17 protein-coding genes are annotated in these 19,707 nt (G+C 64.0%); 6 read left to right on the top strand and 11 right to left on the bottom strand.

The window, feature by feature from the left end; genetic code table 11:
- The first annotated feature begins 10 nt into the window (after positions 1–10).
- Positions 11–1,843, top strand: a complete 1,833-nt coding sequence (ilvD, locus tag ACR0CU_RS15130; protein WP_170448726.1) for a dihydroxy-acid dehydratase — start codon at positions 11–13, stop codon at positions 1,841–1,843.
- A 199-nt stretch (positions 1,844–2,042) separates the two neighbouring features.
- Here the strand turns inward: ilvD and ACR0CU_RS15125 are convergent, their stop codons facing one another.
- Positions 2,043–2,861, bottom strand: a complete 819-nt coding sequence (locus ACR0CU_RS15125) for a sulfotransferase family protein (RefSeq protein ID WP_170448728.1) — start codon at positions 2,859–2,861, stop codon at positions 2,043–2,045.
- Between the two features lie 143 nt (positions 2,862–3,004).
- Between ACR0CU_RS15125 and ACR0CU_RS15120 the strand changes: the two genes are divergently transcribed.
- On the top strand, positions 3,005–4,582 hold the full coding sequence (locus ACR0CU_RS15120; RefSeq protein ID WP_170448729.1) for a DUF5928 domain-containing protein: 1,578 nt from the start codon (positions 3,005–3,007) through the stop codon (positions 4,580–4,582).
- 44 nt (positions 4,583–4,626) lie between these two features.
- On the opposite strand, the gene amaB is transcribed toward ACR0CU_RS15120, so the two are convergent.
- Positions 4,627–6,126 (bottom strand): L-piperidine-6-carboxylate dehydrogenase, encoded by a 1,500-nt coding sequence (gene amaB, locus ACR0CU_RS15115; protein WP_437342653.1) that lies wholly within the window; start codon positions 6,124–6,126, stop codon positions 4,627–4,629.
- A 17-nt stretch (positions 6,127–6,143) separates the two neighbouring features.
- Positions 6,144–7,250: a saccharopine dehydrogenase family protein gene (locus ACR0CU_RS15110; RefSeq protein WP_170372527.1), complete on the bottom strand. Its 1,107-nt coding sequence runs from the start codon at positions 7,248–7,250 to the stop codon at positions 6,144–6,146.
- 245 nt (positions 7,251–7,495) lie between these two features.
- Between ACR0CU_RS15110 and ACR0CU_RS15105 the strand changes: the two genes are divergently transcribed.
- Positions 7,496–8,494: a LacI family DNA-binding transcriptional regulator gene (locus ACR0CU_RS15105; RefSeq protein ID WP_170343223.1), complete on the top strand. Its 999-nt coding sequence runs from the start codon at positions 7,496–7,498 to the stop codon at positions 8,492–8,494.
- Here ACR0CU_RS15105 and ACR0CU_RS15100 read toward each other — a convergent pair whose 3' ends face one another.
- Both ACR0CU_RS15100 and ACR0CU_RS15095 read right to left on the bottom strand, forming a co-directional pair.
- Entirely contained in the window at positions 8,495–9,628 is a 1,134-nt protein-coding gene (locus ACR0CU_RS15100) for a Gfo/Idh/MocA family protein (RefSeq protein WP_170367494.1), read from the bottom strand.
- A 43-nt stretch (positions 9,629–9,671) separates the two neighbouring features.
- Positions 9,672–10,775: a Gfo/Idh/MocA family protein gene (locus ACR0CU_RS15095; protein ID WP_170448731.1), complete on the bottom strand. Its 1,104-nt coding sequence runs from the start codon at positions 10,773–10,775 to the stop codon at positions 9,672–9,674.
- A gap of 96 nt (positions 10,776–10,871) precedes the next feature.
- Here ACR0CU_RS15095 and ACR0CU_RS15090 point away from each other — a divergent pair, with 96 nt between their 5' ends.
- The 3 genes from ACR0CU_RS15090 to ACR0CU_RS15080 are packed head-to-tail and all read left to right on the top strand — an operon-like array spanning position 10,872 to position 13,558.
- Positions 10,872–11,876 (top strand): PfkB family carbohydrate kinase, encoded by a 1,005-nt coding sequence (locus tag ACR0CU_RS15090; RefSeq protein ID WP_170343193.1) that lies wholly within the window; start codon positions 10,872–10,874, stop codon positions 11,874–11,876.
- Between the two features lie 9 nt (positions 11,877–11,885).
- The gene (locus ACR0CU_RS15085; RefSeq protein ID WP_170448733.1) at positions 11,886–12,722 is read left to right on the top strand and encodes a 5-deoxy-glucuronate isomerase; all 837 of its coding nucleotides are present in this window, start codon (positions 11,886–11,888) and stop codon (positions 12,720–12,722) included.
- Positions 12,719–13,558 (top strand): class II fructose-bisphosphate aldolase, encoded by an 840-nt coding sequence (locus ACR0CU_RS15080; RefSeq protein ID WP_170448735.1) that lies wholly within the window; start codon positions 12,719–12,721, stop codon positions 13,556–13,558. Before ACR0CU_RS15085 ends, ACR0CU_RS15080 begins: the two co-directional genes overlap by 4 nt.
- Before the next feature lie 42 nt (positions 13,559–13,600).
- On the opposite strand, the gene ACR0CU_RS15075 is transcribed toward ACR0CU_RS15080, so the two are convergent.
- The 6 genes from ACR0CU_RS15075 to iolD all read right to left on the bottom strand — a co-directional run bounded on the left by ACR0CU_RS15075 (position 13,601) and on the right by iolD (position 19,665).
- Positions 13,601–14,017 (bottom strand): VOC family protein, encoded by a 417-nt coding sequence (locus ACR0CU_RS15075; protein ID WP_170342554.1) that lies wholly within the window; start codon positions 14,015–14,017, stop codon positions 13,601–13,603.
- Positions 14,018–14,107: 90 nt separating this feature from the next.
- The gene (locus ACR0CU_RS15070) at positions 14,108–14,866 is read right to left on the bottom strand and encodes an SDR family NAD(P)-dependent oxidoreductase (protein ID WP_170448737.1); all 759 of its coding nucleotides are present in this window, start codon (positions 14,864–14,866) and stop codon (positions 14,108–14,110) included.
- Positions 14,863–15,669 (bottom strand): 5-deoxy-glucuronate isomerase, encoded by an 807-nt coding sequence (gene iolB, locus ACR0CU_RS15065; RefSeq protein WP_170448739.1) that lies wholly within the window; start codon positions 15,667–15,669, stop codon positions 14,863–14,865. The genes ACR0CU_RS15070 and iolB overlap by 4 nt, the downstream gene beginning before the upstream one ends.
- Before the next feature lie 43 nt (positions 15,670–15,712).
- Positions 15,713–16,894 carry a phytanoyl-CoA dioxygenase family protein gene (locus tag ACR0CU_RS15060; RefSeq protein WP_170448741.1) on the bottom strand — a complete coding sequence of 394 codons (1,182 nt, stop codon included), beginning with the start codon at positions 16,892–16,894 and terminating at the stop codon, positions 15,713–15,715.
- 42 nt (positions 16,895–16,936) lie between these two features.
- The gene (gene iolE, locus ACR0CU_RS15055) at positions 16,937–17,836 is read right to left on the bottom strand and encodes a myo-inosose-2 dehydratase (RefSeq protein ID WP_170448743.1); all 900 of its coding nucleotides are present in this window, start codon (positions 17,834–17,836) and stop codon (positions 16,937–16,939) included.
- Complete coding sequence (gene iolD / locus ACR0CU_RS15050; RefSeq protein WP_170448745.1) at positions 17,833–19,665, bottom strand: 3D-(3,5/4)-trihydroxycyclohexane-1,2-dione acylhydrolase (decyclizing); 1,833 nt, start codon at positions 19,663–19,665, stop codon at positions 17,833–17,835. The genes iolE and iolD overlap by 4 nt, the downstream gene beginning before the upstream one ends.
- Between the last annotated feature and the right edge of the window lie 42 nt (positions 19,666–19,707).

The following is a 19,707-nucleotide window of genomic DNA, read 5'->3' as shown; positions in this document are numbered from 1 at the left end:
AAACAGCATCATGCCAATGTACCGATCCAGAACTTCGACCCATGGCCGCAACATGGCCGGTGCCCGCGGCCTGTGGCGCGCCACTGGGATGGGCGACGACGATTTCGGCAAACCGATCATCGCCATCGTCAACTCGTTCACGCAATTCGTGCCGGGGCACGTCCACCTCAAGGATCTGGGTCAGATGGTCGCCCGCGAGGTCGAGGCCGCCGGCGGCGTGGCCAAAGAGTTCAACACCATCGCCGTCGATGACGGCATCGCCATGGGCCATGACGGCATGCTGTATTCGCTGCCCTCGCGCGAGATCATCGCCGACAGCGTCGAATACATGGTCAACGCACACTGTGCCGATGCGATGGTCTGCATCTCGAACTGCGACAAGATCACCCCGGGCATGCTGATGGCAGCGATGCGCCTGAACATCCCGGCCATCTTCGTCTCGGGCGGGCCGATGGAGGCCGGCAAGATCGACATCGCCGATCTGGATGTGAAGAAGATCGACCTGGTCGATGCCATGGTCGCCGCCGCCGATGACAAATACACCGACGAGCAGGTCAAACATATCGAAGAAAACGCCTGCCCCACCTGCGGATCGTGCTCGGGCATGTTCACCGCGAACTCGATGAACTGCCTGGCCGAGGCGCTGGGTCTGGCGCTGCCGGGCAATGGCTCGACGCTAGCCACCCATGCCGACCGCAAGGAGCTGTTCCTGGAGGCCGGCCGCCGCATCGTCGAAATCACCAAGCGCCACTATGAGCTGAACGAAAAAGGCTTCCTCCCGCGCGAGATCGCGACCTTCGAGGCCTTCGAAAACGCCATGAGCCTGGACATCGCCATGGGCGGCTCGACCAACACGGTGCTGCACCTGCTGGCCATCGCGCATGAGGGTGGGGTGGATTTCACCATGTCCGACATGGATCGGCTGAGCCGCAAGGTGCCCTGCCTGTGCAAGGTCGCGCCCAACACCGAAAACGTCCACATGGAGGATGTGCATCGCGCGGGTGGCATCTTCTCGATCCTGGGTGAGTTGAGCCGCGCCGGTCTGCTGCATGACGACTGCTGCACGGTGCATTCGGCCACCATGGCCGAGGCCATCGCCAACTGGGACATCACGGTGACCAACAACCCCAAAGCGCAAGAGCTGTTCCAGGCCGCCCCCGGTGGCGTGCGCACGACCCAGGCGTTCAGCCAGTCGAACCGCTACAAGGAACTGGACACGGACCGGGCAAACGGCGTGATCCGGTCCAAGGACCATGCGTTCAGTCAGGATGGCGGTCTGGCCGTTCTGTTCGGCAACATCGCGCGCGACGGCTGCATCGTGAAGACCGCAGGTGTGGATGAGAACATCCTGAAATTCACCGGCACCGCCTATGTCTGCGAAAGCCAGGACCAGGCGGTGAACGACATCCTGACCGGCAAGGTCACGGAAGGCGACGTGGTCGTGATCCGCTATGAAGGCCCCCGCGGCGGGCCCGGTATGCAGGAGATGCTGTACCCGACCTCGTACCTGAAATCCAAAGGTCTGGGCAAAGCCTGTGCGCTGCTGACCGACGGTCGCTTCTCGGGCGGCACTTCGGGTCTGTCGATCGGGCACGTCTCACCCGAGGCGGCCGAAGGCGGTGAGATCGGTCTGGTGCAGAACGGGGACACGATCGAAATCGACATCCCCAACCGCTCGATCCACCTCGCCGTGTCCGACGAAGAGCTGGCAGCCCGCAGGGAAGTCCAGGACGAAAAGGGCTGGGTTCCCGCTGCACCGCGCAAGCGCAAGGTGTCCACGGCACTGAAGGCCTATGCGAAGCTGGCCACCAGCGCTGCAAAAGGCGCGGTGCGTCAGGTCTGAACGCTGACGGCCCGCGTCATGCGGGCCGGTCCGTTGCCTGAAACCGAAGTGCTCCCGCGCCTGACAGGACCCATCGGCTGCGCCGCTGCCTCCTTCAGTCTTGGGCCGGGCGCCGCGCCGTGCGCGGCGCCCGGCCCAACCAGAGGAGATGTCTCGCCAGAGACATCGACGATGGACGGGAGCGCCCCTGCCTGTAGGATCAATCACCCAACTTGGCGTGAATCTCATCCAAGTCGATTTCACCTGTCGGCATCTTGTTGGCCGGGTTCTCGAAATCGTATTTGAACAGTTCGAAATCCTGTTTGTAGATCTCATAGACCAGATGCATCGACAGGTCGTCGAAATAGTCCTCGACCCGGTTCGCACGTTTGGGGCCGTGGCCCTCGGATTCGTTGAAGCGCGGAATCTCGGACAGGGTCACGGGATGCGGGGTTTCCAGCGCGTCCAGCACGCCTTGCATCCCGTCGTTGAATTTTTCGGTCCAGAAAATCCGGTCATAGCGCCCGCCATTCACTATGAAGGTCGACACATGCCCCGACATGGCCGACCAGTGAATGTCCGGGTCCATTGGCCGCCGCCAACGGATCGTGTCGCGGGCAAACAGAAGAAACCGGCGGAAGCTGGCGATCTGGTCGAATTCGCCCTTGCCGTCCTCACCCCCGACCTCGATCCCGTAATTGTAGATCAGCGTCGGCACCAGATTGCCCCGGTACCGTTTCCCGTTGCGCTGAATGCCGCAGATCTTGTCGAAGAACGAACTGAGGATCCGCGTGTAGGGGTTGCGCACGCAGGTGAAGGCGAACGACCTGTGTCCGCGCACATTGGCCGAAATCACATCCTGGCTGTGGTCAAACGCCCATTTGTGCATCCCGTCTTTGGCGTCGTGGATATCGCCGTCAAAGAACCGACCGTGATCCGAGTAATACATGATCTGCCCGATGGTCGAGCAGGCGCATTTGGGCACGACGCGATAGACCATGCTTTCGCTTTCGGTCATCCATGTACCGGGAAATCCCATCTGCCATGCCTCCTTAGCCGGCCGAGTCTCAAGGTTATGCGCCAGCTTTTGACGCCAGAGAAGCAAAAATATTCTGTTTATTCAATCGCTCATCCTCAGTATCACGGTTGGAACCGGGCAGTAACGGACTTCATGCAACGCCAATGGCCAAGATCGCCTACATTCTGCTGTGTCACAAAGACCCTGACGCGATTATCGCACAGGCCGAACGGCTGACGGCCGCAGGGGACTGCATGGCCATCCATTTCGACGCCAGCGCATCCGCAGGAGACTTTGACCGAATCCAGACGGCCCTGAAAAGCAATCCCAATGTGACCTTCGCGGCCAGGCGGATCAAATGTGGCTGGGGGGAATGGTCGCTGGTGCAGGCAACACTGAACGCGGTGCAAGCTGCGGTCGAGGCCTTCCCGCGAGCCACCCATTTCTACATGCTGTCGGGCGACTGCATGGCGATAAAGACCGCGGAATATGCGCATCGGTTTCTGGATGAAACCGACAAGGATTTCATCGAAAGCCACGACTTTTTCGAAAGCGACTGGATCAAGACCGGCATGAAGGAAGACCGGCTGATCTATCGCCACTATTTCAACGAACGCACGCAGAGCAAACTGTTCTATGCCGCCTACGAGGCCCAGAAACGTCTCGGCCTGACCCGCGAGATCCCGGAGGATCTCCAGATCATGATCGGCAGCCAGTGGTGGTGCCTTCGCCGCCGGACAATCGAGATGATCCTGGATTTCCTGCGCCAGCGCCGGGACGTGGTCCGTTTTTTCTCGACCACCTGGATTCCGGACGAGACGTTCTTTCAGACCCTCGTGCGCCACCTGATCCCGAAAATCGAAATCGAAAACCGTACGCTGACTTTCTTGATGTTCTCGGACTACGGGATGCCGGTGACGTTTTACAACGATCACTACGACCTGCTGCTGACCCAAGATTACCTGTTCGCCCGCAAGATCAGCCCCGAGGCGCAGTTGCTGAAGCAGAAATTGGGTGCGCTCTATGCCAGCGAAGGGGTCGCGTTCCAGATCTCGAACGAGGGTCGGAATCTGCACGGATTTCTGACCGGCCGTGGCCGCGTGGGACGCCGGTATGCACCCCGCTTCTGGGAAACCGCCAACACGCTGGGCGCCGATCGCGATCTGTACATGGTCGTCTGCAAGAAGTGGCATGTGGCCAAGCGGCTGATCGACCAGATCGCCTCTGAGACCAACCTGCCCTGCATCGAGTACCTGTTCAACGAGGAAACCGCCCCGCTGCCCGATCTTGGGGGCTTGGAGACCACGCTGGTCAAACGATCCCGGCATCGCAGGGCGGTCACCCGGATGCTGTACGATCACTTCGGCGCCGACCGGCTGCTCATCTGCCTCGATCCCGCCAGTCTGGATATCGTACAGGATTTCTGCTCGGACAAGGCGCGCACCCATGTGCTTGAAATCGAGTGCACTTATTCAGACGCGTATCTTGTCGGCCACGCCCACAGGGTCGGGTTGGCCGGAGAAAACAGCCCAGCCGCAACCGTCGAACGCCTGTTACCGACGATCCGCAGCGATCTGGCCTATGAATCCGAACAGCTGCGCGGTGCCGGGATCGAGAGGTTCTTCCGATTGCGCGAAACCGCTGACCCGGCCGAGAACGTGGCCGCGATCGCGGGGTTCCTTGGGGTTTCGGAGGAAACCGCCCAGTCAATCATGCAGCTTGACTACCTGTTCACGGACTGAACGCAAGTGTTGGCCCGGCCGCACTATGCCGCCGGGCCGGGTTTTCAGATGTCGAACTTCACGCCCTGCGCCAATGGCAATTCGGCCGAGTAGTTCACGGTGTTCGTCTGGCGCCGCATATAGCCCTTCCAGGCGTCCGAACCGCTTTCGCGTCCGCCACCGGTTTCCTTCTCACCGCCGAACGCGCCACCGATCTCGGCGCCCGAGGGGCCGATATTCACGTTGGCGATGCCGCAATCGGACCCGGCGGGCGACAGGAACTGTTCCGCCTCGCGCATGTTCAGCGTGAACACGCAAGACGACAGGCCCTGCGGCACGTCGTTCTGCATCTCGAGCGCCTCGTCGAAACCGTCATAGCCCATGACATAGAGGATCGGCGCAAAGGTTTCGGTCATTACGATCTCGGTCTGGCCCGGCATTTCGACGATCGCGGGCTGCATGTAGACACCGCCCTCGGGCACGCCGTCGGACACGCGCTTGCCGCCGAAGACGGTGCCGCCCTCGGCCTCGGCCGCCTTCAGTGCGGCCTCCATCGCCTGCCCCGAGGCCTCGTCCACCAGCGGACCGACCAGCGTGCCTTCGGCCAGCGGGTCACCGATGGGCAGACCGGCATAGGCCTTTTTCAGCCGCGCAACCAGATCGGCACGGATCGAGTTGTGCACGATCAGCCGCCGCAGCGTGGTGCAGCGCTGACCCGCGGTGCCCACGGCCGAGAACACGATGGCCCGCACCGCCATTTCAAGATCGGCCGAGGGGCCCACGATCATGGCGTTGTTGCCGCCCAGCTCCAGGATGCACTTGCCGAACCGCTGCGCCACGATCGGCGCGACCGCGCGGCCCATCCGGGTCGAGCCGGTGGCCGAAATGATCGGCACCGCCTCGCTGGCCACAAGCGCCTTGCCCAGATCGGCACCGCCGATCAGCAGTTGCAGCAGCCCGTCGGGCGCATCGCCGAACCGGGCCACGGCCTTTTCAAAGATCTTCTGACAGGCCATCGCGGTCAGGGGCGTTTTCTCGGACGGTTTCCAGATCACCGGATCGCCGCAGACCAGCGCCAGCGCCGCGTTCCACGACCAGACCGCGACCGGGAAGTTGAAGGCCGAGATCACGCCGACCGGACCGGCCGGGTGCCAGGTCTCCATCATCCGGTGGCCGGGGCGTTCCGAGGCGATGGTCAGGCCATACAGCTGGCGCGACAGGCCCACGGCAAAATCGCAGATGTCGATCATCTCCTGCACTTCGCCCAGACCTTCCGAGGTGATCTTGCCGGCCTCCCAGCTGACCAGCGCGCCCAGGTCTTCCTTGGCAGCGCGCAATTCCTCGCCCAGCAGGCGGATCAGCTCGCCCCGGCGCGGGGCGGGCACGGTGCGCCAGGCCTTGAAGGCTGCCGTGGCGCGGGCAAAGACCGCATCCATGTCGGCAACGGGCGTTTCATGCACCCGCGCCAGCACGCGGCCGTCGATGGGCGAACGGACCTCCAGCGACCCGCCGGTCAGCTCGGCTGCCGTCAGGCCCAGTTTTTCGAGTGTGTGTTCTGCAGTCATGACTACGTCTTTCATGTTCAGGCCGCCTTGTTCTGGGGGGTCACTTCGCCAGCGCGGTACAGCTGGCCGAATTCGGTGTTCAGGAAGTCATCCAGCCCGACCTGCTCTTGCCGGACAAAGCCTTGGGTGGGCAGCGCGCCGGTGCGCATCAGGTCGACCACGCCCAGAACGCCGGCGGCGGTGGTGATCTGGATCGCGCTCCAGACCTGGCCGTCGATGGTGCGGGCAAAGGATTTGTTGATCAGGGATTTCTCGCGCAGGGCCCCGTCGATCATGCCCTTGGCCGTGCAATAGACCAGAACCACATCCTGATCGGTGCGCGGCAGCGCGGTTTCAAAGATGTCCTTCAACAGGTCGCGGCGCTGGCCCAGGCCCAGATCGGTCAACAGCAGCTTCAGGATGTCGCGATGGCCGGGATAGCGGATCGAGCGATAGGACACCGCCCGCGCCTTGCCGGCCAGCGTCTCGGGCAAGGTGCCCAGGCCGCCCGAAGTGTTGAAGCATTCGTATTCCACACCGTCATGGCCGATGATCTCGTAATCCTCGAGCGGCGCGGTCTTGACCCGTTCGCCATTCACGATGGCGTCGCAGGGGTTGCAGTATTCGTTGATCAGCCCATCGGTGGACCAGGTCAGATTGTATTTCAGCGCATTGGTCGGATAGAGCGGCAGCGCGCCCACTCGCATGTGCAGGCTGTCCAGCGTGTCGAAGTCGGCCGCCAGTGCGGCTCCCGCTATGCCGACGAAACCCGGGGCCAATCCGCATTGCGGCATGAAGGCGGTGCCGCTGTCGCGGGCCAGTTCGCGCACGGCGTTGGTCGCGGCGACATCCTCGGTCAGGTCGAAATAATGCGCACCCGCCGCCTTGGCTGCCTTGGCGATGGCAGGCGTCAGGAAAAACGGTGCGGCCGAGATCACCGCATCGAACCCCGCAAGCCCCTGTGCCAGCCCGGATTCGTCGCCCGCGTCGATCTGGCGGGTGGTGATGCCCTGCCTGTTCAACGCCGACAAGGCCGTCAGGTCATGGTCGGCCACGGTTACGGTATAATTGTGCGATTTCTTCAACAGGGCGGCGATCATCTGTCCGATCTTTCCGGCCCCGACGACGCAGATGTTCCAACTCATTGCGCGCCTCCTCCTCTGCTCTGGTTCCAGTATGACCGCGCCGCCGTCCGGGCACAGCAATCGAGTTGACGAAACGGGCGGCTTTTCCGCCATAATGACGAAAATTGAATCATAATGTCGGATCACGGCCGCAGCGTCTTGGAACCTGACGTCAGGGGTGGAAATGCCTTGCAACCGATTGCACCATTTTTGCAATGATGCGACATTCAACAGACCCGATCGACCTCACGAAGGAGACCAGGCAAGTGGGCGTTACGCTGAAGGAAGTTGCGGCCTTGGCCGGGGTGTCGCGGTCGGCGGTGTCGCGCACCTTCACGCCGGGCGCCTCGGTCTCGGCCAAGACCCGCGCCAAAGTGGAAAAGGCCGCCAAGGAACTGGGCTACAGCCCCAACGCGCTGGCCTCGTCGTTGACGACGGGGCGGACCAAGCTGATCGGGCTGATCTCGAACAACTTCCACAACCCCATCTTTCTTGAGGTTTTCGACCAGTTCACCCGCGCCCTGCAGGAACGCGGGCTGCGCCCCCTGATCGTGAACCTGACCGACGAGACCGAGCCCGCCAATTCCGTGCGCATGCTGCGGCAATATTCGGTGGATGCGGTGATCGTCGCCTCGTCGACCTTGCCGCCCAGCTTTGCCAAGGCGTTCCACGATGCCGGCGTGCCGGTGGTGCACACCTTCGGGCGCTCGGCGACCTCGCCCGAGGTGCATGTGGTGGGCATCGACAATGTGGAATGCGGACGCATGGCCGCGCGCGAGTTGGTCTCGCGAGGCTATGCCAGCGTGGGCTATCTGGGCGGGCCGATCGATGCGACCTCGGCACGGGACCGGCAACGGGGCTTTACCGAGGAAATGGCAAACCACCCACAGGTTCCCGTCAGCCACTCTTTCGCCGGGGCCTACTCCTTCGAGGCCGGCCGGGCCGAGATGCTGCGCCTGCTGGCGGGTGACCCGGCGCAGGCCTATTTCTGCGGCGACGACATCCTGTCGATCGGTGCGCTGTCGGCGCTGGCCGACCACGGGCTGAAACCGGGTTCCGACATCGGGATCATCGGCCTGAACGACATGGAGATGTCGCGCTGGGAATACATCAACCTGACGACCATCCATCAGCCGATCAAGCAGATCATCACCGCGTCGGTCGATCTGGTCGAAGAGATGCTGAAAACGCCCGATCGCTACCCCGAGGCGCGGATCTTCCCCTGCCGGGTGATCGAGCGGGGCACGTTGCGGCCCCGCCCCTGATCAACGGAACATCGGCGGGCGCGCGTCCTGCCAGGCGCCCTCGGCCCGGGCCGAGGCCACGGCCGCGTGCACCGCGGCAATCGAGCGGACGCCATCGGCGGCATCGGGCAGCCCATCGCGCGGCTCGCCCCGGATCGCGTCGGCCAGATCGCAATAGATATTGGCTACGGCCAGCGGAAAGCCCTCGGGATGGGCAATCGCCACCCGCGACAGGCGCATCGCGTCTTCATGCAGGCCGCCCTCGCCCTTTTCGATGATCTGGGTGCGTCCACCGACCGGGGTGTAGATCAGCTGGTTGGGGTGTTCCGATGCCCAGCGCAGCCCGCCGGTTTCGCCGAACACCTGGATATCGAACCCGTGCTGCCGCCCGATCGCCACGGACGAGGTCCACAACCGGCCCACGGTGCCGCCTTCCATGCGGAAATTGACCATCGCGTCGTCTTCCAGCTGGCGGCTGGGAATGGTCGAGGCCATGTCGGCCGACAGCGTCGCGACCTCGTCGTCGCAAATGAAGCTGGCCATGTGCAGCGCGTGGATGCCGCAATCGGCGAATTGCCCCGACACGCCCGCCATGGCCGGATCATATCGCCAGCGCACGCGCGGATTGTCCGCGTCAGTGGCATCCCCATGATGGCCGTGGCTGAAATTGGTGACGACCAGGCGCACCTTGCCGATCTCGCCGGCGCGGACCATGGCGCGGGCCTGCCGCACCATCGGATAGGCCGAATAGCAGTAGTTGACCGCACAGATCTTACCCGACTCCCGGGCCACGCGCACGATCTCTTCGCCCTCTTCCACGGTCATGGTCATCGGCTTTTCGCACAGCACGTTGAACCCGGCCTCGAGATACGCCTTGGCGATCTCGAAATGGGTGGCGTTCGGGGTGGCGATGGTTACAAGGTCGATCCGGTTGGGCCGGTCCTTTTCGCCGGCCAGCATTTCCTGCCAGTCGCCATAGGCGCGGTCGGCGGGCACACCCAGCCGCTGCGCATAGGCGCGCCCCGCCTCGGGCCGGTGATCCAGCGCGCCGGCGGCGAATTCGAACAGGCCGTCGGCCTGTGCGCCCAGACGGTGGGCGGGCCCGATCTGGCTGCCTTCTCCGCCCCCGATCATGCCCCATTTCAACTTTGCCATGGTCTTGGTCTCTCTGCGAACGATGTTGGAAAACGTGCCGGGCCTAGAACGCGCCGACGTCCTGCCAGCCGCGACCGTCGGCCGAGGCCAGCGCCGCCGCCAGCACCCGGTTGACCTCGTGCCCGTCTCGGAAGGTCGGCCAGATGTTCCGGCCGGAATGAATGGCGGTCAGAAAATCCTTGGCCTCGATGATGATCTGATCCTGATAACCGGTGCCGTGGCCGGGACCCTGGCAAAAGGGCTCATAATCGGGATGCGCCGGACCGGTCAGGATCTTGGTGAAACCGCGCTGGGCCTCGGGGCCTTCGCGGCGATAGAGCCACAGGGCGTTCTGATCCTCCTGGTCAAACCGGATCGCGCCCTTGGTGCCCGAGATCTCGTAGGCATAGCCCATCTTGCGGCCCGTCGCGATGCGGCTGAAATAGAGGTTCCCCATGACGCCGTTTTCAAACCGGCACATCATCTGGGCGTGGTCGTCATTGGTCACTGCGCCGCCCGGGCGGGTGTGGTGAACGGTTTCCACATCGGCCATGACCTGCGCGATCGGCCCCACCAAAGCCAGCGCGCCATTGACCATGTGCGGCGCCAGATCGCCGATGGTGCCGTTGGCCATGCCGGTCGTGCGCCAGGTCGCGGGGGCCTCGGGGTCGGCATAGAAGTCCTCGGTATGTTCACCGCGGAACCATGTGATGTCGCCAATCGCGCCGTCGGCGATCAGCTGGCGGGCAAACTGGCTGGCCGGGGTGCGGATATAGTTGAACCCAACCATGTTGACGGTACCCGAGGCCTCGGCCGCCGCCACCATGGCACGGCTGTCCTCAAGCGACGCGCCCAGCGGTTTTTCGCACAGCACCGGCTTGCCCAGCGCCAGCGCCGCCTCGGCGATCTGCCGGTGCGTGGATTGGGGCGAGGCGATCACGACGGCCTCGACCGCCGCGTCAGTGACCAGCGCCTGCCAGTCGGCCGTAGCACGGCGGAACCCGTAGGCGGCGCGGTAGTGTTCGGCGCTGTCGGGGCTTGAGGCGCAGATCATCTCGAGCCGCGGTCTGAGCGCGGTGTCGAACACGGCGCCCACGGCGGACATGGCCACCGAATGGGCTTTGCCCATATAGCCGCCTCCGACGATTCCAATTCCGATTTCTCGCATTTTGGGCGGCTCCGAACATACTGATTGCAACCGGTTGCAAAATCAGTATCGTGAGAATCGATCCAATGCAAGGTCCATCGGATCGGCGGGATCAAAATGCCTGGGAGGAACAGTTTGAGTCACTTGATCGACGGCATCAAAGGAAACCGGTTTGCCGTTTTCGGGCGCGCTGGCATGGACATGTTCGCCGATCCGGTCGGTGTCAAAAGCGAACATGCCGACATGTTCCGCGCGGACTTGGGCGGTTCGTCCGCGAATATCTGCGCGGGTCTGGTCAAGCTGGGCAGCCAGGCGTCGCTGATCACCTCCGTCTCGGATGACGCGGTTGGGCGGTTCTGCCTCAACAAGTTGCATCACTATGGTGTCGACACCTCTTTCATCCGCGTCGTCGGCGGTGAATACCGCATGTCCTTGGCGGTCTATGAAAGCTGCATCGAGGACTTTCAGAACGTCATCTACCGAAACGGCGCCGTCGATTTTCAGGTCACCGAAGATGACATGGACCGGGTCGACTATGGCCGTTTCAGCGCGGCGATCTCGGCCGGAACCGTGTTTGCCGCCGAACCGTCGCGCAGCGCCACGTTCCGCGCCTTCGAAAACGCGCGCAAGGCCGGGCTGCCGGTGATCTTCGACATCGACTACCGGCCCTACAGCTGGCCTTCGGCGCAGGTCGCCGCCGACGTGCTGTCGCGCGCGGGCGAGGCCAGCGACATGATCGTCGGCAATGACGAAGAATTCGGCTTCATGGCCGGCGGGATCGAGAAAGGCTTCCGGAAAGCCTGCGATCTGGCCGAGAAACCCGGCCGCATCGTCATCTACAAGATGGGCGAAAAGGGCGCCGTGACCCTGACCGACGGGCAAGAGATCCACACCGGCATCTACCCGGTCACCGCCGTCAAACCCAACGGCGCGGGCGACAGCTTCATGGCCGGGCTGCTGGCCTCGGTCGCGGCGGGCCATTCGCTGGAACAGGCGGTGTTGCGCGGCTCGGCCTGCGCCTCGATCGTCGTGTCCAAACCAGGCTGCGCGCCCGCCATGCCAACCACCGAAGACCTGGACGCTTTCCTTGCGTCCCACCCCGGCCCCACCCCGGCCGGATAGGAGAGCCCGATGCACATCCCCCCGTTCGACAACCAGAACAAACCCATCGTCGATGTCGATGATCCGACCGTGCCGCTGAACTATTTCAACATCGTCAAGTTGAAGCGCGGCGAAGCCTTCGAATACCAGGTCCCAGGGTACGAGACCTGCATCGTGCCCGCCACCGGCAGCGTCGATCTGGATGTCGAGGGCGTGCACTTTGCCCATCTGGGCAATCGGGGCGAGGATGTCTGGGATGGCGAGCCCGAGGGGGCTTATGTCCCGTCAGGGGCACGGGCGCAGATGGTCTGCGTCTCGGATACGGCCGAGGTGTTCGTGGCCGGCGCAAAGTATAACAAGGTGCTGGACCCGTTCGACGTGCGCGAGCATGACTTGGTGCAATATGGCAGCGACGACACCAAGACCCATCGCAAGATCAAGCATATCCTGGGCCAGAAGCAGCATGACAAGGTCGGCCGCCTGCTGGTGAGCGAGCTGTTCACCGTGGGTCAGGGCGGCTGGTCGGGCTTTCCCAGCCACAAGCACGACACCAACCGCCTGCCGGACGAGACCCGGCATGACGAGACCTACAATTTCCGTTTCAAACCGAACTGGGGCTCGGGCCTGCAGATGTTGCAGCGCGAGGACAACGAGCCGGGCGATGCCTATCACATCGTCGATGGCTCGACGATCTGCATCGACAAGGGCTATCACCCCTGCTGCGTGCTGCCGGGATACGAGATGTATTACTTTACCATCCTCGGCGGGCTGACCCAACGATCGCTGGTACAGTATTTCCAACCCACCCATGCCTATCAGATCGAGACGATCCCGGGCATCAAAGACATGATCGCCAAGTTCAAATGACCCTCGTTACGCTCAAAGACGTCCTGCAACCCGCCTATGAACAGGGCTATGCCGTCGGCGGCCTGGTGACGCTGGGCTGGGAGGATATGCGCGCCTATGTCGCCGCGGCCGAGGCCGAGAACGCCCCGGTGATCCTGCAGGCCGGACCCAGCTGCCGCGAGCACACACCGCTGCCGATCCTGGGCAAGATGTTCCGGTATCTGGCCGAAAACGCCTCGGTGCCCGTCGTGGCGCACCTGGACCACGGCTATACGTTCGAGGAGTGCAAGATCGCGCTGGACAGCGGGTTCACCTCGCTGATGTTCGACGGATCGCGCAAGCCCCTGCAGCAGAATATCGACGAGACCGCCGCGATTGCCGAAATGGCACATGCCGCCGGGATCTCGTGCGAGGGCGAGATCGGCTTCGTCGGCTATTCCGGGGGCGAAGGCTCGGCCGGGACCGATCCGGACGAGGCCGCCACCTTCGCCGCCCAGACCGGCGTGGATGCGATGGCGATCTCGGTCGGAAACGTCCACCTTCAGCAGAACAAGGAAGGCGGGCTGGACGAGAACCGCATCCGCCGGATTCAGGCCGTGACCAATGTGCCGCTGGTGATCCATGGCGGATCGGGCGTGCCCGTCGAACAGCGCGCGCGGCTGGCGCGTGAAACAGCGATCTGCAAGTTCAACATCGGGACCGAGCTGCGCATGGCCTTCGGCGCCGCCCTACGCGAGGCCGTCAACCGTGACCCCGACCGGTTCGACCGGGTGACGATCCTGAAGGAAACCCATGACCCGGTTGAGGCCGCCGCCCGCACCGTGATCCGCGCCTTTGGTGCGCCGCCGCAGCGCTAACCGCTCCGACCTATGCCATACCGCAAAATGCGCTGGCGGGCCCTAGTCGTCGCGCCCCGGTTCGTTTGGATTGCTGGAAAACAGGGCGATCTTGTTGCCCTGTGGGTCCCGCAGATAGCCGACATAGAAACGCGGCCCGTACATGGCGCGAAAGCCCGGCTGGCCTTCGTCAGACCCGCCGGCCCGCAGCGCGGCGGCGTGCAGGTCGCACACCTGCTGCTGATTGCGCGCCTCGAACGCGACCATCGCACCATTCCCGGCCGAGGCCGCGGCCCCGTCAAAAGGCGGTTTGACATAAAATTCCGGCAGAACCGGCTGCTGGCCCGGCGGCACCGGCAGGGCGAAACTCAGCCCTTCTGGGCCTTCCTCCAGCGCATAGCCGAGATCCGGCAGAAAGGCGCAGTAAAACCGTTTTGCACGCGCGATGTCGTCCGCGCCGACCGTGACATAGGAAATCATGCCGCATCTTCCCTTGCAGGGTGTCGATCCGTCAACCGGCACCAGCACATCGGCGCACGTCGATTCCGGGCAGGGAAGACCCCAATTTCGTCAGATCGAGCCGCCCTCGACCATGAAGTTCCCGGCACTGCACATGGCCGCGTCGTCCGAGGCCAAAAACAGCACCATCCGCGCCACATAGACCGGGTCGATCGGGTCGGGCAGGCATTGGCGATCGATCTGTTTGGCCAGCGCCTCGGGGGTGACCCACAGGTCTTTCTGGCGCTGGGTCATGATCCAGCCGGGCACGACCGTGTTGACCCGGATCCGGTGATCGCCCAGTTCCCGCGCCATGGTGCGGGTCAGGCCGTGCACAGCGGATTTCGCGGTGGCATAGGCGGGAAAGCCCGCGCCGGCCTCCCACCAGGAATTCGAGCCGATATTGATGATCGACCCCGCGCCCTTGTCGATCATGCCGGGCGCCACGGACTGGATGGCGAAGAACATGTGGCGGAGGTTGGTCGCCATGCGCTCGTCCCAATAGTCCGGCGTCACCTCGCGCCAGTCGTGCCGGTCGTCATGTGCGGCGTTGTTGACCAGAACGTCCGCCGTGCCCAGCGCGCCTGCCAGCTCGTCAAAAGCGGACCGCAGCGCCGCGATGTCGCGCAGGTCGCAGGCGGCAAAGGCGTGGGTTCCGTCCAGTTCTTCCAGCAGCGCGTTTCCGCCCTCGGCGTTGATGTCGACAAAGCCGACCTTGGCCCCCTGCTCGGCAAAGCCGCGCACGATTTCGCGCCCGATGCCCGAGGCCCCGCCGGTCACGAATACGGTGCGCCCTTTCAGGCTGGGATGGATGGCAAAGGCCTTGGTCATTTGTCGCGCTCCATGATCCATTCGACTTCGGGCGCCGGAACGAAACGCCATTTGCGCAGCGGCCCGGCCATGACGTTGAGGTAATACATCTCGAACCCGTAGGGCGCCCCGCAAGGGTGGTGCCCGCGCGGCACCAGTACCACATCGCCATCGGACACGGCCATGGTTTCGTCCAACTGACCGTCATCGGTATAGACGCGCTGGATGCCGAACCCGCTGGCCGGGTTCAGGCGGTGGTAATAGGTCTCTTCCAGATAGGTGATGCGGGGATAGTCATCCTCGTCATGCCGGTGGCTGGGGTAGGATGACCAATGGCCGCTGGGGGTAAAGACTTCGGTCACCAGCAGACTGTCGGCGTAGTCCTCGGCTTCCATCGCGATGTTGTTGATGTGGCGCGTGTTCGTTCCCTTGCCGCGCTCGGTCAGGGTGATGCCCTCGGGCCCGATCCGGCGCGGGGCATGGCCGCCCTTGCCCGGGGCCGAGCACACGGCGATCACGCAATCGGCTTCGGCCGTGGCCTCCCACTCGGTGCCGTTGGGCAGGTACAGGCAATGGGGCGGGGATTTTTCGAACACGTTCATCCGGTCGCCCAACACGCCCCAATCCTGCCCGGCGCCGGTGATCCGGGCCTTGCCCTCGACCATCACCAGAATGACCTCGCGGTCGCCGGTGACCTCGGCGGCGCGGTCGCCGGCCCGCAGGTGATAAAGGCCGAAGCCCACATAGCGCCAGCCAGCGTTGGCCGGCGTGATGTCATGAACCTTGCCATGGGTTCCGAACGGTTTTCTCAGCAGTTCTGCCATCGGTTTCACCTGTGTTGGGGCAGCACCGGCCGCCCGGGTTCCGTCATACCGCCTGCCGCGCCTGTCGCGCGTCCAGCGCCTGTTCCAACTGTGCCTGCGTCCAGCTTTCCGACACCGCCTGGCGCAGGATGTCGGCCTGGCTGGGCGGAGCGTTTCCGCCCACCGGCGGATCGGTATCCAGATTGGTCGGAAAGGGATAGCCTTCGGTCGTGGCCGCGATCGCGGCGCCGATGCGGGCATCATCCAGATCGCCGCGCTGTTTCAACGCCATCAGTGCCGGGAATACGGCCAGACACATCGCCTTGCGGTCCACTGCCTCCATCGCCCGCCCGAAGGCTGACGACACCTGCAGCAGGTTGGCCATCCGGTGGATGTCGGCGCTGCTGTTTTCGCCGGCTGCATGGAACAGCGCCGGGTTGAAGAACACCGCATCGCCCTTGGCCAGCGGCAGCTGGATGCAGGCCCGTTCGAAATGCGCCCGATGCGCGTCGTCGTGAAAGGCGACATAGCCGGGCCCATACAGCTGCGAGAACGGCAACAGCTTGGTCGGGCCGCTCTCGATGGGCATGTCGCAATGGGCAACCGCGCCCTGCAGGGTCAGCGCGGCGGTGACCATATGGGCATGCGCCGGGAACTGGGCCGCCTTGTCGGCGGTCTGGAACCCCAGGTGATAGTCTCGATGCGCCTGCTGCGCCTTGCCGCCCGGCCGCACCTGGTTGATCTGCGCGGTCATCTGGTAATCGGGGCCCAGCCAGGCCTCGCTGGCGGCGGCAATCGCCGTGTTGCCGAAATAGAGCGCAAAACCCTCGGGGTCGCGCAGGCATTGCTTTTGCAGCGCGTTCCACACCCTGTCATTCGCGCCCGAGGCCGCAAAGTGATCACCTTCGCCGCCCTCGGCCTGACGCTCATCTTCGATGATACGGCGAAACACCTCGGTCGCCCGGTCGATGACCGCGGTATCCGCATAGGCGCCTTTCAACGCGATCACCCCGGCAGATCGGCCCAGAACCCAGCCCCATTCAGCCAGCAGGGCGCGCCGGGTGTTGGGGGTTTCCAAGGCGGGCCGCAGCGCGTGCATGTCATAGACCGGCACGTTCTTCTCCACAGCGGCCGCGTGGCGCACCTGCTCGGGCCGCAGGCTCTGCGAGGTCAGCACCTTGAATTCGTCCAGATCACAGGACTCACGGCCGAAATAACCGACGAAACCAGGTTGCTGACGGACCATGAAACGCTCCTTTCCCATGGCGGCACCCAAGGGCGCGAAAGATCAGGCGGTGATCTCCAAGCCGGCCCGACCGCAGACCTCGACGATGTGGTCATAACCCATCTTCGAGTATTCATAGGGCGGGGCCTTGGCCGGGTCCTGCTCGGCCTCGACGACGATCCAGCCCTCGTAATCCATGGTCTTCAACGCATGGGCGACCTCCTGAAAGTCGATGCAGCCATCGCCGGGCACGGTGAAGGCCCCCGCGATCACCGCATCCAGGAAACTGCGCCGGTTGCCGCGCGTGTCGCGCACGATGCCGGGGCGAATGTCCTTGAAATGCACATTTTGCAACCGATCGCCCCAGCGGTTCAGGGTTGCCAGTACATCACCGCCGCCAAACAGCAGATGCCCGGTGTCAAAGCACAGCTTCACCTCGGGTCCCGACCCCTCCATCAGCCAGTTCACGTCATCTTCGCTTTCGATGATCGTGCCCATGTGATGGTGATAGGCCATCGGCATCCCCTGATCGGCCATCCACTTGGCCAGTTCGGTGATCTTGGCGCCGTAGGCCTTGATCTCATCCTTCGACAGCTGCGGACGGTCATTGACCGGGGTGCCGATCTGGCCCTGAACCGTGTTCGAGCATTCGGCATAGACGATGCAGGGGCTGTTCAGCGCCACGAACTGCTCGACCTGTGCGCGCACGGCGTCGCGTTCGGCAGCGAAATCGTTGATCAGCGAATTGCCCGAACACCAGCCGCCGCACAGGGCAAGGTCATTTTCCTCCAAGTAGGCGCGCAGCCCCTCGGTATCGGCGGGCATGCGCTGTCCGCGCTCGACCCCGGTATAGCCGATCTGACGCGCCTCTATCAGGGCCTGTTCCATCGTGAACGCCGCCGTCAGGTCGGGCAGGTCGTCATTTTGCCACGCAATCGGAGAGATGCCGATCTTCACGCTCATTTGGTGTTTCTTTCCTTGATGGCAGCCTCGTAGGCCGCACGTTTTTCATTCACTTCGGGGCGGACACTGACCTCGGGCACCGCCACTTCCCACCACGTGCCGCCATATTCGGTCGAGGGGTACGGATCGGTGTCGATGACGATCACATAGGGGCCTTTTATGTCGCCGCGTCTGGCCAGCGCCTCTTCCAGCTCGGCGATCGAGCCGACCTTGACCGAGGTCGCCCCCATCGCCGCCGCATGGGCCGCAAAGTCGATGGCCGAGGGCGTCTCGTGCACCGCATGGTCCAGCAGGTTGTTGAACTCGGCCCCGCCGGTGCCCATCTGCAGCCGGTTGATGCAGCCAAAGCCCCGGTTGTCGGTGATCACCACGGTGAAGGACACGCCCATCATCGCCGCCGTCGCCATTTCCGAGTTGGCCATCATGTAGGTGCCGTCCCCGGTGAAACAGATCAAGTCGCGGTCGGGCTGTGCCATCTTGATGCCCATCGCGCCGGCGATCTCGTAGCCCATGCAACTGAAGCCGTATTCCATGTGATAGGCCCCCGGACGCGGCGCCTTCCACAGCTTGTGCAGCTCGCCCGGCATGGTGCCGGCGGCGCACATCACCACCGTGTCGTCATGTGCCGCGCGCTGCACCGCGCCCACCACCTGCATGTCGGTGGGCAGCGCGTTGGCGTCACCCGGCGCATGGGTCAGCGCATCGACCTTGGCAAACCACTCGGCCTTGAGCGTGTCGGGAACCGGGTCGGCGCGATAGCCCTGAAGGGCCGCGCCCAATTCCTCGATCCCGACCCGCGCATCGGCCAACAGCGGCATCGCGCCGTGTTTCGCGGCGTCATAGGCGGCGGTGTTCAGGCAGACCATTTTGCGCTCGGGGTTGGAAAACAGCCCCCAGGACCCGGTGGTGAAATCCTGAAACCGCGTGCCGATGCCCAGGATCAGATCTGCCTCGGCGCACACGGTGTTGGCGGGTTCGCCCCCGGTCACGCCAACGGGGCCCAGGTTCAGCGGGTGATCCCAGGCCAGGGCCGATTTGCCGGCTTGCGTCTCGGCAACAGGAATGTTGTGGGTCTCGGCAAAGGCCTGCAGCGCGTCGGTCGCGCCGGAATAATGGACACCGCCGCCGGCCACGATGATCGGGCGTTTGGCCGACCGGATGGCCTCGGCGGCGCGGGCCAGCTCGCCTGCGTCGGGGCGGATGCGACGTTGGTGCCAGATGCACGGCTCGAAGAAGCTGAGCGGATAGTCATAGGCCTCGGCCTGCACGTCCTGGCAAAAGCCCAGGGTCACCGGCCCGCAATCGGCCGGGTCGGTCATGGTGCGGAAGGCGCGCGGCAGAGCGGTCAGCAGATGTTCGGGCCGGGTGATCCGGTCGAAATAGCGGCTGACCGGGCGGAAACAGTCATTGGCGCTGACGGTGCCATCCGTGAAATCCTCGGTCTGTTGCAGCACCGGGTCGGGGCCACGGCTGGCGAACACATCGCCGGGCAACAGCAGCACCGGCAGGCGGTTCACATGGGCCAGCGCGGCGGCCGTCACCATGTTGGTCGCCCCCGGCCCGATCGACGAGGTCACCGCCATGGCCCGGCTGCGCCGCATCTGCTTGGCATAGGCGATCGCGCAATGGGCCATGGTCTGTTCATTGTGACCGCGATAGGTGGGCAGGCTGTCGCGCACACCGTGCAGCGCCTCGCCCAGACCGGCCACGTTGCCATGGCCGAAAATCGCCCAGACACCGGCGATGAAGGGCTCGCCGTCTTCGTTCATCTGCGCCCCAAGGTAACGCACCAAGGCCTGCGCCGCGGTCAGTCGGATTGTCTTGCTCATCATGATCCCTTTCAGAACGAGGCCGCTATGGGCAATCCGTTG

It is taken from the genome of Ruegeria sp. BC2, from assembly GCF_056539245.1.
The sequence above is the reverse complement of the archived record's forward strand: the minus strand, read 5'-3'. Positions and strand labels throughout refer to the sequence as shown.